Annotated in this window: 14 protein-coding genes; 10 read left to right on the forward strand and 4 right to left on the reverse strand. The window is 59.6% G+C overall.

Features of this window, described 5'->3' with window-relative positions; translation table 11 throughout:
* Positions 1–257: hypothetical protein (locus tag ABQU90_RS13285; protein ID WP_349780864.1), on the forward strand; the 257-nt coding region annotated here is incomplete at its 5' end.
* Here ABQU90_RS13285 and ABQU90_RS13290 read toward each other — a convergent pair.
* The 4 genes from ABQU90_RS13290 to ABQU90_RS13305 form a co-directional block, all read right to left on the reverse strand.
* A complete protein-coding gene (locus ABQU90_RS13290; protein WP_323521440.1) occupies positions 234–857 on the reverse strand; it encodes an HAD hydrolase-like protein in 624 nt (207 codons plus the stop codon). The two genes, ABQU90_RS13285 and ABQU90_RS13290, sit on opposite strands and share 24 nt — an antisense overlap.
* A gap of 93 nt (positions 858–950) precedes the next feature.
* A complete protein-coding gene (locus ABQU90_RS13295) occupies positions 951–1,370 on the reverse strand; it encodes an STAS domain-containing protein (protein ID WP_055853034.1) in 420 nt (139 codons plus the stop codon).
* A complete protein-coding gene (locus tag ABQU90_RS13300; protein ID WP_055853031.1) occupies positions 1,367–1,798 on the reverse strand; it encodes an ATP-binding protein in 432 nt (143 codons plus the stop codon). Before ABQU90_RS13300 ends, ABQU90_RS13295 begins: the two co-directional genes overlap by 4 nt.
* Positions 1,795–3,747, reverse strand: coding sequence for a SpoIIE family protein phosphatase (locus ABQU90_RS13305; RefSeq protein ID WP_323521802.1), 1,953 nt, complete (start codon positions 3,745–3,747; stop codon positions 1,795–1,797). The genes ABQU90_RS13300 and ABQU90_RS13305 overlap by 4 nt, the downstream gene beginning before the upstream one ends.
* Before the next feature lie 295 nt (positions 3,748–4,042).
* On the opposite strand from ABQU90_RS13305, the gene ABQU90_RS13310 reads away from it, so the two are divergent.
* From ABQU90_RS13310 to ABQU90_RS13350, 9 genes are all read left to right on the forward strand, one after another.
* Positions 4,043–4,642 carry a hypothetical protein gene (locus ABQU90_RS13310; protein ID WP_161963806.1) on the forward strand — a complete coding sequence of 200 codons (600 nt, stop codon included), beginning with the start codon at positions 4,043–4,045 and terminating at the stop codon, positions 4,640–4,642.
* Positions 4,639–5,961, forward strand: coding sequence for an XVIPCD domain-containing protein (locus ABQU90_RS13315; protein ID WP_323521441.1), 1,323 nt, complete (start codon positions 4,639–4,641; stop codon positions 5,959–5,961). Before ABQU90_RS13310 ends, ABQU90_RS13315 begins: the two co-directional genes overlap by 4 nt.
* A gap of 386 nt (positions 5,962–6,347) precedes the next feature.
* Positions 6,348–7,349 carry an arabinogalactan endo-1,4-beta-galactosidase gene (locus ABQU90_RS13320; RefSeq protein WP_115526953.1) on the forward strand — a complete coding sequence of 334 codons (1,002 nt, stop codon included), beginning with the start codon at positions 6,348–6,350 and terminating at the stop codon, positions 7,347–7,349.
* Positions 7,350–8,157: 808 nt separating this feature from the next.
* Positions 8,158–10,845, forward strand: coding sequence for a pyruvate dehydrogenase (acetyl-transferring), homodimeric type (gene aceE / locus ABQU90_RS13325; RefSeq protein WP_323521442.1), 2,688 nt, complete (start codon positions 8,158–8,160; stop codon positions 10,843–10,845).
* Positions 10,846–10,874: 29 nt separating this feature from the next.
* Entirely contained in the window at positions 10,875–12,119 is a 1,245-nt protein-coding gene (locus tag ABQU90_RS13330; protein ID WP_323521444.1) for a DNA methyltransferase, read from the forward strand.
* Between the two features lie 10 nt (positions 12,120–12,129).
* Positions 12,130–13,281 (forward strand): GmrSD restriction endonuclease domain-containing protein, encoded by a 1,152-nt coding sequence (locus ABQU90_RS13335; RefSeq protein ID WP_323521446.1) that lies wholly within the window; start codon positions 12,130–12,132, stop codon positions 13,279–13,281.
* A complete protein-coding gene (locus ABQU90_RS13340) occupies positions 13,278–13,967 on the forward strand; it encodes an MAE_28990/MAE_18760 family HEPN-like nuclease (RefSeq protein ID WP_323521447.1) in 690 nt (229 codons plus the stop codon). Before ABQU90_RS13335 ends, ABQU90_RS13340 begins: the two co-directional genes overlap by 4 nt.
* A 78-nt stretch (positions 13,968–14,045) precedes the next feature.
* Positions 14,046–15,164 carry a GmrSD restriction endonuclease domain-containing protein gene (locus ABQU90_RS13345; RefSeq protein WP_323521449.1) on the forward strand — a complete coding sequence of 373 codons (1,119 nt, stop codon included), beginning with the start codon at positions 14,046–14,048 and terminating at the stop codon, positions 15,162–15,164.
* A gap of 62 nt (positions 15,165–15,226) precedes the next feature.
* The gene (locus ABQU90_RS13350) at positions 15,227–15,847 is read left to right on the forward strand and encodes a HEPN domain-containing protein (protein WP_323521450.1); all 621 of its coding nucleotides are present in this window, start codon (positions 15,227–15,229) and stop codon (positions 15,845–15,847) included.
* Positions 15,848–15,971 lie beyond the last annotated feature (124 nt).

Here is a 15,971-nt window from a genome sequence, read left to right on the forward strand (position 1 = left end):
ACAACAGCAAGAACAACAGCAAGAACAACAGCAAGAACAACAGCAAGAACAACAGCAAGAACAACAGCAAGAACAACAGCGCCTGCTCACCACGGCAAACACCAACATCAGCGAGCGCCCAGAGCTGGGCCGGGGAAGGAGGTGCCAGTGTGCCGATCGCCGCTCAGCGCAAGCAGGTGTTACGTCTCCCTCTGTGGGAGAAGGTTCACGAAGGCTGCTGCGCTTTGCCGTCGCTAACGCATCCCCAGCGCCAGTAAATCGTCCACCCGTTCGATCAGCGAGGTTCCGGCCAGCCCGGCAAACACGTCCGGGTGGGCGTAGCCCCAGGCGACGGCGGCAAACGGCAGGCCGAGGACCTGCGCCGCTTCCCAGTCGGCGACCTGGTCGCCCACGTAGACCGCCTGCGCTGGCGTGTGTGCGGTTGCGCGCAAGACGCGGCGCAGGGCGCGTTGCTTGCCCAGCAGATGCGCGCCGCCCTCGATGACGGCAAATTTCGCGCTCAGTTCCTCCCCCAGCGCGCGTTGCACGTTGTCCACCGAGTTGGACGACACCACCGCCAAGCGCGTACCACCTGCATGCAGCGCGCTCACGGTTTGCGCAATGCCGGGAAATAACGCAGCCGGTGGCGCGCCGCGCATCAGCCGGATGAAGTCGGCCGCCACCAGCGGTACCCGCCAGGCAGGCAATCCCGATTGTTTGAGCAGTTCGCGCGTGGTCAGCCGGCGCGCGGCGTCCACCTCATGCGCTTCTGCCGCGCGGAAGCCATGTCGCGCAGCCAATGCGCGCTGCGTGCTCAGGAAGAAGCCGAACGAATCGGCCAGGGTGCCGTCGAAATCGAAAATGATCAGTGCAGGCATTGCGACGCTGCGAATGGGGCGTCATAGCCTAACCAAGCCCGCGCACATGCCACACGCGCACACGTCCCCACGTGTGCGCGCAGGCGATGCGGCTTACGCTTCGGCGAAATGCGACACGATGGGTGCATCGCTCTGCGCGCTTTGTTCGATGACCTTGCGCTGCATTGCGGCCAAGTAGGCGTCCAGTTCTTCGGTGGACGCGAACACATCGCTCAGCGGCACTGCCTTGACCATGTCGAAGACCTTGCGGATCTGCGGTTGCGGGTTGGTCACCAGCACCTTGCCGTGGTGCGCGGCCAGCGCCTTGCGCGCCTTGAAGATGCAGCGGATGCCGGCGCTGGAGATGTATTCCAGCGCGGACAGGTCCAGCACCAGCGTGGTGATGCGGGTGCCCAGCAACGGCGACAGTGCCGCGTCCAGGTCCTGGTAGGTGTGAGTGTCCAGCCGCCCGGTCAGGATGACGCGTTGGCGGGTGTCTTGCGGCGGGTCGATCTGGATGGCGAGCGTGGTCATGACAAAGCCTCGGGGACAGGGGCGTACGGGTGGAGCAGGGTGACGCGCACGATGTTGTATGCACCATCGCGGCGGTAGTCGATGTGATCGGCGAACTGATGCACCAGAAACAAGCCTAAACCGCCGATCTGGCGATCGTCGAGCTCGCTTGTCACATCGGGCATTGGCGCAGCGCACGGGTCGAACGCGGTGCCGGGGTCGTGCATTTCCAGCACCAGGGCCTGCTGGTCCAGTTGCAGCTGCAGCCGTAGCGGCTGTTCGGCGCACTGCCCGTGGGTGAGCGCATTGCAGCCCAGCTCTTCCACAATCAGCCGGATCTGGCCGATGCGCTCGGCGTGCAGGCCCTCACGGGTGAGCGAGTCTTCCAGCGCGTCGTTGGCGCCGGCCAACTGGGCCAGCGACGGTGCAATGGCCAGATCGAACTTCATGGGCTGGTTGCCTCCCCGGGGACGCCCCGGCCGGTCTCTGCGACCCGTCCAGCATGCTCCTGGCGCAGCCGGATCGCCAGCAGGGTGATATCGTCGTACGGATCGGCGTTGCCGGTAAAGCGGGCGATATTGGCGATCACCGCCTTGCACTGCGCCGCCGCACTGCGGCGCGGGTGCAGCGTGGCCAGCAGCCGCTCCAGCCCATAGCTGGCGCCGTGCTCGTCCATCGCCTCGATCACCCCGTCGGTATACCCCAACAAGGTCTGCCCCGCGGTCATCCGGCCCTGCAGTACCGGAAACGAGGTCTGCGGTTCGATCCCCAGCGGCGGGCCGGTTTCCAGCGGCAACGCATGCGTCTTGCCATCGATGTCGATCAACAGCGGCGGCTCGTGCCCGGCGCTGGCCAGCCAGTAATCGCCGCTCACCACATTGATCAAGCCGCACAGCACGGTGGCGAACATACAGGTGTCGTTGTTCTCGGCCAGCCGCGTGGAGGCGGCAATCAGGATGCCGTCCGGGCGCGTGTACCGGCGAGCGGCGATTTCCAGCACGCTCACCGCGCGCGCCATGAACAACGCCGCCGGCACGCCCTTGTCCGATACATCGCCAACCACGAACCACAGCAGCCCGGGTTCGGTTTCGACGAAGTGATAGAAGTCGCCGCCCACCGCCTTGGCCGGCTCCAGCCAGGCGCAGGCTTCCAGGTGCGAACTTGCACGGTCGAAGGTGCGTCCGGACGGCAGCATCGCCTGCTGGATCTCGCGCGCAATCTGCAGCTCGCTCTGCATGCGTTCGCGCGCAGCGGTCATCTCGCCAATCTCGGCGATATGGTGACGGATCGCATCGCGTGCGCTGTCGAACGCGCGCGCCATCACCCCCACCTCGTCATCGCGCTCGATATGCCGCAATGGATACTCGAATTCGCCACGTCGGAAATGCTCGGCGGTGTCGGTCAATTCCTCGATCGGCCGCGTCAACTTGCGCGTAATCCGCCCCATCAACCACCACCACACGCCCGCACCCAGCAACGCAGCCGCTGCCACCCACGCCGCCAGCCAGTTCAGGCCAGCCAATACGTAGTCTTCCGAGGCGGACAACACGAATGTCCAGCCGCTGTGCCCAACTGCCGCACTATGGGTCAGGAAGCGTTCGCCATCCGGCGCAGTGTGCGAAAACGAAATCGGCTGGCCGGCCGCAAGTGCCCGCTGCAATGGCCGCAGATCTGGCCGCGAGCGCGCCACATAAGCGTCCAGCGTGTGATGCAGGTTAAGCGCCGGGTCGGGGCTGAATACCAGCATGCCTTCCGGCGACAACAGCATCGGCTGGATACCGATATCGCGTGGCAATTGGTCGATGATCTCGCGCAGATGCTGCAGCGGCAGGTCCACGCTCACCATGCCCACGGGCGCCGCATCAGGTGCATCGCCCGGGCGCCGCAGCGGCAGGTTGTAGCTGGTGTACAGCGCACTGCCGCCATTGCTGTTGAGGTACGGCTCGGACCACCACGCGCGGCCTTCGCGCTGCGTGCGCAGGTACCACGGCATCGCGCGATAGTCGTAGCCCAGCTCCGTCACCGATTTTTCAACGGTGCGCGTGCCATCGCGATGCACGTACCAGAGAAAGCCGGTATCGCGCGCTTTTTGCGTTCGCGGTTCGATGATCAGCCGCGCCGCGCCGATATCCGGGTCGCCACTGAGCGTGGCCAGCAACAACGCGCGCAGGTTGAACGGCTGCAACCCCACCGCGCCGCTGCTGGCCGCCAACGTGCGCCCGCTCACCTGTACCGAATCCAGCATCGCCGCCAGGCTGCGCGCGGTCTGCTCGGTCAACCCGTCCACCTCGTTGCGCGCGGCCTCCACCAGCTCGGCGCGTGCGCCCAGGTAGAACAGCGTGCCCAGCACCGCCAGCAACGCCACCAGCACGCCGGTGGCCGCCAGCATCACCCGCATCCGCAAGCTATTACGCCAGTGCACGCGCGGGGCGGCCGGTGCGGACGGCGTGGGCGCTGGTGGGCGGGTAACGATGGCGCGCACTCCCTGGCGATGGCTGTGCTCGATCATGGCAGCTTTGCGCTCACCCACAATCTCCGGCAGCGGCCTCATCCTCACGCCGCCGCGATTGCCCCCCGAGCGCAGGCGGACTAGATTGGCTGCCCAACTGCCACGGAGGCCGGCCTTGCGCCAGATTCTGACCCCAAGCCTGCTGGCCCTATTGCTTACGGCCTGTAGCGCCCCGGAGACCAGCATGACCCAGACCCAATCCCCCGCTACCGAGGCCGCTGCAGAAGCCAACGTCGAGGCGGGCGGCCGCGGCCTTGCCAAGCTGAATCCCAGTCCACGCAAGGCGTTCGAGGTCACGCTCACCCTGAAGAACGCGCCTGGCGCGTTCGGTCTGGTGCAGGGCGCGGCGCAGTACGACGTCAGCAACGAAGCCGAGTGCGGCAAGATCCAGCCGGAGACCGGCACCGCCGGCCGCATCACCAGTCAGGAAGACTTCGCGCTGAAGAAGGTGTCCGATACCGAGTATCGCGGCACCGTCTATCTAGACCTGATGCAGGACGAAGACTATTACGGTCGCGGCGTCTGTCATTGGGAATTCAGTGGCGCCAGCGTGATGCTGAAGGCGACTGGTGCGGAAGAAGACACCCGTTTTCTTTTTTCTGTCGAAGGCAAGACCGTGACTGCACAGCAGTCGCAGACAAAGTATTACTGGAGAGAGGGCTATCCACGTTCGGGAATGGACGACTTCCCCGATGTAGGTGAATTGACTCCTGAGAAGTTCAAGCCCGACATCCGCGACAATCTCTTCACCATCACGCTGGCTGCCAAGGAAGTTGCGCCATGAGCATCCCGTCACCGCAATATGCAGGCTTGTCTGACGATGTCTACAAGGATCGCGCAGTCGGTCGGCGCGCGCCGGGTCAGGAAGAAATCGTCGTGGTCGAGGGTCAGCGTTACGCGGTTCTCGAACACGTCAACAACAAGTCCACTGGCTACCAAGGCACGATTTACCGCCGCGAAGGCAGTGGCGAAATCGTGGTCGCGCATCGCGGCACCGAAGGTGTGGCCAATGACATTCTCACCGACGCCACCATGGTCACGTCGCGAACCAATCCGCAGGCGGCTGATGCGCTAGCGTTGACCAAACATGCGCTTGATTATGCGGAGGTCGCTGGCCAGCGAAGCGGCCATGCACCGGAAGTCACCGTCACCGGTCACTCCCTCGGCGGCGCACTCGCACAGATCTCCGCACACCATTACGACCTCAAGGGCGAAACCTTCAATTCGTATGGTGCAGCCAGCCTGAGCTATCGCATCCCGGAAGGCGGCAACAGCGTGATCAATCACGTCATGGCCTCCGACCCGGTCAGTGCGGCATCACCGCATTTTGGCCAGGTGCGGATTTATGCCAAGCCCACTGAAATGCTCGCCTTGAGCGCTAGCGGTTATAGCAATAGTAAGGCCAACTTCCTGATTCCCGACGATCCGCTGATGGCAGCTACGGCATCGTTGGGTGCGCACAAATTGGGCAATTTTTTAGGGGAGCATTCCGCGCTCACCGATCCAAACGCACGTCCGCTCGCCGAAAAGAACGCGCGGATGATTGAGGAATACCGCAGCGACGTGAACGGGTTGCGTACCGGTACTACCATCCTGACGCGCGGTGCACCAGGCCTTGGGCAGGATGTGGTCGACGCCGTTCGTGGCCCCCTCGCTCCAGGCGAGCCGGCCAAGCGCGATGCGCGTGAGCATGGCAACGACCACACCTCGTTGCGCATCGATCAACCTGGGCACGTGGGTAACCCCTTGTTCCAGGACGCCCAGCGTGGCGTACATGCGCAAGACGTGCGTGCTGGCCGTACGCCGGATCAGCACAGCGCGCAGCTGTCTGGCGCGCTCGCCTCGGAGATGCATGCCGCCGGCGGCCAGCGTATCGATTCGGTGGCAATGAGTCCCGATGCCGCCCGGACTTTCGCCGTGCAGGGGCGCGCCGATGATCCGGCGCAGTTGCGCGTCAGCGTCGAAACCATGACCGCGATCAACACACCGTTGGAGCAGAGCAGCCAGCGGGTGGCCGAAAATTCAGCGCGCCAGGCGGTGGCGCTGGAACAACAACAAACGCAGACCCAGCAACAGCAGCAGGGTGCACGCGCGATGGGCTGAGCACTCCGCGCGGTTGCAGGTGGCAGCCCGCCCTGCGCGCATCGCGTACATCCAGCACTTCCACAGACACGCCGGCTTGCCGGCGTTTTTGTTGCCTGTTTGCGCGCAGATGCAGCTGTTTCTTGCTGCAGCCGCACAACAGACACGCCGGTAACCAACGCGCATGTACGCCATTACCGTATTTTTTCGCATAGAGGTATTCCGACATCACCGCTGAGCTATAGCGACCTCGAGCGATCGAAACGTCCATGTTTGAATCGCCAGCGTTTCGCAGTGCAGCTGGCCGTGTCTTGTACGACCCGTCACGCCACGCCACGCGGATCGAAAGCAGGGGATCAGGCAGGGCGCCATCTGGCGCGACATCTATCGATCAAGGGAGAGGGTTCATGAGTGTGGTGAGTACGCGTTACAGCCGCCTACTGTTGGTGCTGCTGCTGTCGTTGGTCAGCCTGAGCGCAGGCGCACAGGGCATCGCCAAAGGCGCCGATGTCAGCTGGCTCAATCAACAGGCGGCCAATAATCCGCCGCAGGTGTTTCGCGACGCCTCCAACAAGACCACCGACTTCCTCAAGCTATTCAAGGATGTCGGCGGCAACGCCGTGCGCCTGCGCGTGTGGGTCAACCCGTCCGGCGGCTGGAACGATGGCCGCGACACACTCGACAAGGCCAAGCGCGCCACCGCGCAGGGCATGCGCATCATGATCGACTTTCATTACAGCGACAGCTGGGCCGACCCTGGCAAGCAGAACAAACCGGCTGCCTGGGCAGGGCATTCCGTGGCCCAGCTCAATACCGACGTCTACAACCACACCCAGGGCATCCTCAAATATCTCAAGGACAACGGCATCACCGTCACCTGGGTGCAGGTGGGCAACGAGATCAACAGCGGCATGCTGTGGGACCAGGGCAAGACGCCCAACTTCGCCAACCTGGGGCAGTTCATCAACAGCGGCTACAACGCGACCAAGGCGGTGTATCCCAATGCCAAGGTCATCGTGCATCTGGCCAACGGCTACGACAACGCCAACTTCCGCTGGTTCTTCGACAACCTGCGCTCGGCCGGCGGCAAATGGGACGTCATCGGCATGTCGCACTATCCGCCGGTGGGCAGCTGGCAGGATTACAACACCCGGCTGGACACCAACATGCGCGACATGATCAAACGCTACGGCACCGACGTGGTGGTGGCCGAGGTCGGCATGGACTGGCAGCAGGCCGCCACCACCCGCGCCATGCTCACCAACCTGCTCAGCCGCAGCAACGCCATCGGCTCACGCGTGCTCGGCGTCTTCTACTGGGAACCCAACGCCTACCCGGGTTGGCAGGGCTACACCATGGGCGCAGTCAACAACAACGGCCAACTGACCGAAGCGCTGCAGGCGTTCTGACCGGCATCCCAGCGAACACGGCGGGGCCCTCCAGCCCCGCCAAACCTCGCCCACCGTGTAGGAGCGCACCCGGGCGCGACTGTGGCGTTACCGGTAAAGCCCATCGCGCCCAGGTGCGCTCCTACGGGATGGTCGGGCCTGCACGCGTGTCGAGCTGCGCAGCGCAAGCGCTGCATCGACGTTACCTGCCCACCAACGCCGATGGCCTGACGTCCTACCGACGCCAGCCCGCCGCACCAGCAGACTGCGGCCATCCCGCACACCCGTAGGAGCGCACCCGGGCGCGACTGTGGCGTTACCGGTAAAGCCCCATCGCGCCCAGGTGCGCTCCTACGGGATGGTCGTGCCTGCACGCGTACCTAGCCGCGCAGCGCAAACGCTGCATCGACGGTATCTGCCCACCAACGCCGATGGCCCGACGTCCTACCGACGCCAGCCTGCCGGACCAGCAGACCGCGGCCATCCCGCACACCCGTAGGAGCACACCTGGGCGCGACGGGCGTCACCGGTAAAGCCCATCGCGCCCAGGTGCGCTCCTACAAACACGTGCACCTGTGTGGGTGCATTCCGCCTGTGCCCGAGCGGCAATGGCCGCGTGCGCATCACCCGCCCATGCCCCTCATCCTTTGGTCGTACACCGGCCGCGCCCGTGTGCACAGCACCCGCCATCACCCCCGCCCATGCACACACCATCCCATTCCATACGCACCCGTAGCGAGGAATGCCAACAGGTGCGTGCGGTACACTTGGGGGTTCACGAATTCACGATGTCGACACACCCGCGGGGTGTGTCCCCCCGGGAGCGCTAATGAACTGGTTGAACGAAGTGCTGCACAACGATCCGAACCCGCTAGAGACGCAGGAGTGGCTCGAATCGATCAAGGCCGTCATCGACGTCGAAGGCCCGGAGCGCGCCCATCAGCTGCTGGAAGGCATGGTCGAACAGACCCGCCGCGCCGGCGCTTACCTGCCGTTCTCGCCCACCACCGAGTACGTCAACACCATCTCTCCGGCCAACGAGGCCAAGAACCCCGGCGACTCCGCGCTGGAGTGGAAGATCCGCTCGATCATCCGCTGGAACGCCATGGCCACCGTCGTGCGGGCCAACCGCAAGCCGGGTGACCTGGGCGGCCACATCGCCTCGTTCGCCTCCAGCGCCACGCTGTACGACGTGGGCTTCAACCACTTCTGGCGCGCGCCCTCCGACAGCCATCCGGGCGACCTGCTGTTCGTCCAGGGCCATAGCGCGCCGGGCATCTACGCCCGCGCCTTCCTGGAAGGCCGCATCAGCCAGGCCCAGCTGGACAACTTCCGTATGGAAGTGGACGGCCAGGGCATCTCCTCCTACCCGCACCCGTGGCTGATGCCCGAGTTCTGGCAGACCCCCACCGTGTCGATGGGCCTGGGCCCGCTGGCCGCCATCTACCAGGCGCAGTTCATGCGCTACCTGGAAAACCGCGGCCTCATCGAGAAGTCCGACCGCAAGGTGTGGTGCTTCATCGGCGACGGCGAGTCGGACGAGCCGGAAACCCTCGGCGCGATTGCCCTTGCCGGCCGCGAAGGCCTGGACAACCTCATCTTCGTGGTCAACTGCAACCTGCAGCGCCTGGACGGCCCGGTGCGCGGCAACGGCAAGATCATCCAGGAACTGGAAGGCGTGTTCCGTGGCGGCGGCTGGAACGTCATCAAACTGCTGTGGGGCGGTTACTGGGATGCCCTGCTGGCCAAGGACACCGACGGCGTCCTCAAGAAGCTGATGATGGAAACCGTCGACGGCGAATACCAGAACTGCAAGGCCTTCGGCGGCGCCTACACCCGCGAGAATTTCTTCGGCAAACACCCGGAGACCGCGGCCATGGTGGCCGGCCTGTCCGACGACGACATCTGGCGCCTCAACCGTGGCGGCCACGACCCGCACAAGGTCTACGCCGCCTACCACCAGGCCGTGAACACCAAGGGCATGCCCACCGTGATCCTGGCCAAGACGGTCAAGGGCTACGGTATGGGCTCGGCCGGTGAGGCGCTCAACCCCACCCACCAGACCAAGAAGCTGGACGACGCGGCGGTCAAGCACTTCCGCGACCGCTTCAACATTCCGGTTACCGACGCCCAGCTGGAAGACGGCCAGGTGCCGTTCTACCACCCCGGCGACGATTCCCCGGAAGTGCAGTATCTGAAGGACCGTCGCAACGTGCTGGGCGGCTTCCTGCCGCAGCGCCGTCCCAAGGCCAGCAAGTCCTTCGTTGCGCCCACGCTCGACAAGTTCGAGCGCCTGCTCAAGGACAGCGGCGAGCGCAGCTATTCCACCACCATGTCCTTCGTGCAGAGCCTCAACATCGCCCTGCGCGACAAGGAACTGGGCCCGCGCATCGTGCCGATCGTGGCCGATGAAGCGCGCACTTTCGGTATGGAAGGCATGTTCCGCCAGATCGGCATCTATGCCCCGTTCGGCCAGAAGTACAAGCCGGTCGACGCCGACCAGCTGATGTACTACCGCGAAGACCAGACCGGCCAGGTGCTGCAGCAGGGCATCAGCGAACCGGGTGCGATTGCCTCCTGGATGGCCGCCGGCACAAGCTATTCGGTCTCCGATGTGCCGATGCTGCCGTTCTACATCTACTACTCCATGTTCGGCTTCCAGCGCGTGGGCGACATCGCCTGGCAGGCAGCAGACATGCGCACGCGTGGCTTCCTGCTCGGCGGCACCGCCGGCCGCACCACGCTCAACGGCGAAGGCCTGCAGCACGAAGACGGCTTCAGCCAGGTCATCGCCGGCTCGATCCCCAACGTGCGTAGCTACGACCCGACCTTCGGCTTCGAAGTCACCGTCATCATGCAGCACGGCATGAAGTCGATGATGGAAGACCAGATCGACGAGTACTACTACATCACCCTGATGAACGAGAACTACGCCCACCCCGGCATGCCAGACGGCGCAGCCGAAGGCATCATCAAGGGCATGTACCTGCTCACCGACGCCGGCAAGCCCAAGAAGGGCGAGCTGCGCGTGCAGCTGCTGGGCAGCGGCACCATCCTGCGCGAAGCCATTGCCGCGGCCGAACTGCTCAACAAGGACTTCGGCGTCACCGCCGACATCTGGTCCTGCCCCAGCCTCAACGAAGTCCGCCGCGACGGCTTCGACGTTGAACGCTGGAACCGCCTGCACCCGGAAGCCGAACAGCGCAAGCCGTACGTCACCCAGCTGCTGGAAGGCCGCCAGGGCCCGGCCATCGCTGCAACCGACTACGTACGCGCCTTCGCCGACCAGATCCGCGCCTTCGTCCCGATGACCTACACCGTCCTCGGCACGGATGGCTTCGGCCGTTCGGATACGCGTGCCAACCTGCGCCGGTTCTTCGAGGTCGACCGTTACTACATCGCGCACGCGGCGATTGCGGCGCTGGCGAAGGATGGCAAGATGACGGGCAAGGATGTGGCAAGGGCGATCAAGCAGTACAAGATTGATCCTGAGAAGGCGAATCCTGTTGGGGTTTGAGGTTAACGTTAAGGTTGAAACGTGAAACAGTGATCAATCCAAAACGCGATCCAAAGGCTACGGATGGCCGTGCGAGTTGGTATCCATACTACGCAGGCTTCTCGCCTCAATTCGTTAGTTACGTTCTCCAGAGCAGCCGGCTTTTGCCGGCTGCTCTCATTGCGGATCCTTGGAATGGGGCTGGGACAACGACAACTGTTGCTCAGGCCGAAGGCTACCGAACTTGGGGGGGGGATGCGAATCCCGCAATGGTTATCGTGGCGCGAGCTAAACAGGTTTCAGCGAGACAGCTTGCCGCATCTAGGGGAGCATTCGAGGCGATTCTGGCGTCCCGATCGTGTCGGTCCTCGACAATTCATTCGGAAGATCCGTTGCTGGGACTGCTACCGCCCGGCCCGGCTACCGAGATAAGGAGCATCGAACGCAGCCTGAGAAACTTATGCGCAGAATTGGATTCCTTTCCTGAGATTCCGGAGGAGATGAAGCCAGAACTTGCGCTGATGTATTTGACACTTTTTCGGGCTGCAAGGAGCTTGGCGAAGGGCTCGAAAACAACGAATCCTACTTGGCATAAGTTGTCTAGTGCTGAATTCATCGAGCTTTCTTCAGAAGCTGCCCGTGCCGAGATTGTCTCGATATGGAAGCAACTTTCATCGGATGTCGATCGGAGTGACATTAGCTTGGGCATGGGAACGCTGAGTGCATCGCTGTCGCAAGCAATCCCACTGAAAGATGGCGTGGTGGACTTGATTCTTACATCTCCGCCATACTGCACCCGTATTGACTACGGAATTTCGACCATCCCAGAACTTGCCGTTCTTGGTACTGGAAAAAAATCTTTTGACTTATTGAGAAGATCGCTCATGGGAACCACGACGGTCGAAAAAGATATTGGCGATATCGACCAGCGTTGGGGGGCGTCGTGTTGCACATTCCTCGACTCTGTGCGGAGCCATCCTTCGAAAGCGTCATCCACTTATTATCTTAAATCGCATGTCCAGTATTTCAAAGGGCTATTCGAATCGATCGAGGAGTGTCAGCGTGTCCTGAAAAAGGGAGGTGCGGCTGTCTTCGTGGTTCAGGACTCGGAGTACAAGGGAATACGAAACGACCTTGCCTCGATAACTGTCGAAATGTTCGAGTCACTCGGGGTGCGTAGCACTGGCAGAGATGATTTTGAGAAAAGGATAAGCATGCGCTCCCTCAATGCGGGAAGTAAAATGTATGCGTCCGGCGCCTTCCCAATTGAGAGCGTTCTTACATTCAAAAAATAAGGTGGGAATCATGGATCTGATTAACCTTCTCGACTCTGAATCAAGTGCTGCGAAAACGCAAAGCCTTGATCTATCTTTCAATGAGCTGTACGACATGTATAGGTCGCCAGATCATGAACTCAATATCAGTCCTGAGTACCAGCGGATCTTCCGTTGGACTGTCGGTGCGCAGTCAAGATTTATAGAGAGTCTGCTACTTGAAATGCCCGTTCCTCCAATATATGTCATTGAGGACCAAGTGGGGAAGTACGAGCTGATTGATGGTCTCCAGAGAATTTCGTCATATCTCCACTTCAGGGGAGTGCTGGACTCGCCCTATTCGCTTCCCCGCGTTCAACTGGGTGAATCTCTTAAGCTAGCAGACTGTGACATCGTGCCAGCATTAAACGGGTTGTTGTATTCGGATCTGCCCACTGCTTTACAGATCAGGTTGAAGCGCTCATTCGTCCGTGTTGAGGTCATCAGAAAGAATAGTGACCCACGGTTGAAGTATCATATGTTTAAGCGTTTGAATACTGGAGGCATACTTCTTAGTGATCAGCAGCTCCGAAACTGCACTATTCGCCTTCTGGACAACAAGTTCACCGACTTTTTGGCCGAAATGTCTGCTAATGAAGACTTCAAGACCTGCATTCAGAATCTCACTGATGAGCGCTTAAGAGACTCTTACGACCAAGAGCTTGTGTTGAGGTTCTTCGCATTCAAATACGACTTGGCTTCGTTCAAGCATGACGTTTCTGATTTCCTAACAGACTATATGGAAAAGGTGTCCGATACAGGTCGCGACGAACACATGCCTTTGGATTACGTAGAGGCAGAGCAGGCCTTCAAGGATACGTTCAAAGTCCTAGCGAGAGCTTACGGTAGTGACGCCTTTTCATTCGCTAATGCGAAAAACAAGAAGAGACCTTCGGGTATTGGTAAGGAACTCGTGTCCGGATTTAGTGTTTACCACTATGAGGCCCTCTGTATTGGTGTCCAGCCGTTCATTCCTAAGCTCTTAAAGCTGGCCGACCGAGATCCAGAGGCGCTTAGGATCGCGGTGACCGCGATCAAGATGGATGCGGATTTCATTTCCGCAACAACGGGGGGCGGAAAGAACTCGCCTGGTCCTTTGCGCGCCAGGATTGGAATGGTAGAGAAAGTCATGGAGGCGCTGTGACAGAAGATGAGTTCTTCAGTGAGCTAGAGGATGGTTGGGCTATCAGACAAGATGAGCTACTTGCTCTTCAGAATCTGGCTGCGCGAATGGAGATCGCCGATGCGGACCGATATAGGCGTGCAATGGTACTAATGCTCTATGCGCACTTCGAAGGTGGCGTAAAGTTCAGCCTCCAAGTCTACGTGAAATTTCTGAACGAGCTTAATATTGCTGTCGGTGATGCCAATGCAGAGATCGCTGCTGCAGGTATTAGCGACGTAATGCAGGCACTGCGCGATCCATACCGGAAGTGCCCTGAGTTCTCTAGGGAGCTGCCGGATGACTCCGATCTACATAGGTTCGCTAGGGACCGAGAGTTGATGTCTGTGCTCCCTGAGATATTGGGTAGGAGACTCTCCATCGATGATAGAGTCGTGAATACCGAGTCGAACTTGAAGCCGGTAGTCTTGAGGAAGATTCTTTATCGTCTTGGACTTGATCATCATCTTTATGATCACCATGAATATGCGATCAATAAAATGATTAGAATTCGCAATAGTATCGCACACGGTGAAAGTATGACTGGCGTATCAAAGGAAAGGTATGACAGGCTCCGCGATGTTGTTTTCGATGTGATGCGGGACGTGCGCCTTAAACTGCGAGATTCCCTGCATCGTCAGGTCTATCGCCGAAAGGCTGCTGCGTAAAGTTAAAAATTGGATCAATAAGCCGTAAATGATAATGGGTAGTTTTCATACGACTGCCGCCAACTGAGGGGAAGTTCGATGTCAGGTAATTTAATAGCAGAAGTGGAGAGGCAGCGCCACGACGTGGTGGTCGATACTTACACTGCTACATGGAACGAGCTTCTTGATCAGTTCAAGAAACACGACATCTCGATTGATCCCTTATATCAGCGAGCATTCCGATGGACGATGGATCAGCAGACACAGTACTTGGAATCGTTGCTGCTAAGCATACCGACCCAGCCGATATTCTTGGCTGAGACTGAGGATGCAAAATTCGAAGTAATTGACGGGCTTCAGAGATTTAGCAGTGTCCTTAAGTTTTTTGCGTCGGACGTATTTGAGGAGGAAGGGGCCGGAGCGTATGGCGTAAATCTGGAAAATCCCCTTGATAACAATGTCTCCATCCCTTCAACGCTAACGGCCGCTCCGATACTTGAGGGACTCGAAGGATTGACTCTAGAATCGATGCCGGAAACACTCGTGCGTACTCTTCGGTACGCAAGAATTCAGGTGATTCTCATTCAGAGAAGATCAAGCGAACTTGCAAAATATCACGTTTTCATGCGGCTAAATCGTGCTGGCACTACTCTTTCAAATCAAGAGATTAGGAACTGCTCTGCCAGATTGTTTAGAAGTGCATTCGCAGACGTATTGATGGAACTCGCAAACGATGCGGGTGTGATAAGTGCGCTCAAGCTATCCGATGCTGACAGGCGAGCAATGGGCATTCAAGAGAATATTTTGCGTCTAATTGCATTTAGCAATTTTCAGCCTGCGACGCAGAGAATTGATGAGTTTTTGGATCGCGCTATGTACTTGGCATCTTCTGGGGATTTCAATTTTACTCCAAGAATGAGATCGGCAGTACTGAAGACGTTCGCGTTGATATCGAATGCCTATCCGAATGGAGAGGCGTTCAGGTTTCGGAAAGACGGAATATTTAAGGGTGCCTTCAGTACGAACCTTTTCGACATAGTTGCGTGTGGTGTGTACCAAAACCTCAAGAATGTTGAGGCTTCCGGAGTCAAGTTTCTGCGTTCAAGAATCTCCAAGATGCACGCCGTTGAGGAGGCGCTCGCGCTGACTGGTGCTGGATCAAATACAAGGGCAAAGATGCTGGGTAGGGTCGCATTCGGTCGGCGCTGGTTCCGCTGATGGCTCGCCACTTGACACTTCGTGCAGCCCGTCAAGAACTAATGGCCGCAAGGGAAAGGCATGTGTCCCTTCTCGATGACGTAAAGAGGCACTGCGTTGACGAGAACGCAACAAGAGATGGCTTCAAATACCTTCTGGCGATTCCGATCATTTACGCCGCCTGGGAAGGCTACTTTAAGATTTCGTTCACTCTGTGCATCAAGCGCAAATGTCAGCTGGCGTTGCGGGCTCGGGCTTATCCTGGAATCTACAGGACGCTTTGGCTACAGAAGCAGCCATTCGTGAAGTCTTACTTGGCTTCTCTGGTCAATGCAATGCAGCCCGGCAAGCCAGTTTCACCCAAGACTGGATCTCAGTACAAAGCATTAGCCACTTTCTCTGAGAACTTCGTTGATTGGTTGGAAGCGCCAGTTGACCACGCTAGTGGCTTTGAGGGCCTAGTGATGACCTACTCAAATGTTGATCGCAGCGTTCTCACTCTTAATTCAGAAGTGATTGGATTGGATCTGGCAGGACTTCCGGTAGGCCGCCTCGATAGCATGGTTGGACGAAGAAATGAAATATCACACGGTGGCCTTCTAACCTATCCCACGGAAGTCGAGGTCATTGAGCTTGTCGCGTTTTGTAGCAATTTGATCGTTGGTGTCGATGGAAAGATTGGTGATTGGCTGGCCACTTCCTAGGATGATAACGGGCCAGATTCACTCATCAGTTGACAGCGCTCGGCTTGCGTGGCTAATGAGCGGGCCTGACACTCGGGCAAAAGGGGGCGGAGGTAATTTGACAGCGGTAAAAGGGGACGGAGGT

It is taken from the genome of Xanthomonas sp. WHRI 10207, assembly GCF_040202975.1.
Classification (GTDB): Bacteria; Pseudomonadota; Gammaproteobacteria; order Xanthomonadales; family Xanthomonadaceae; genus Xanthomonas.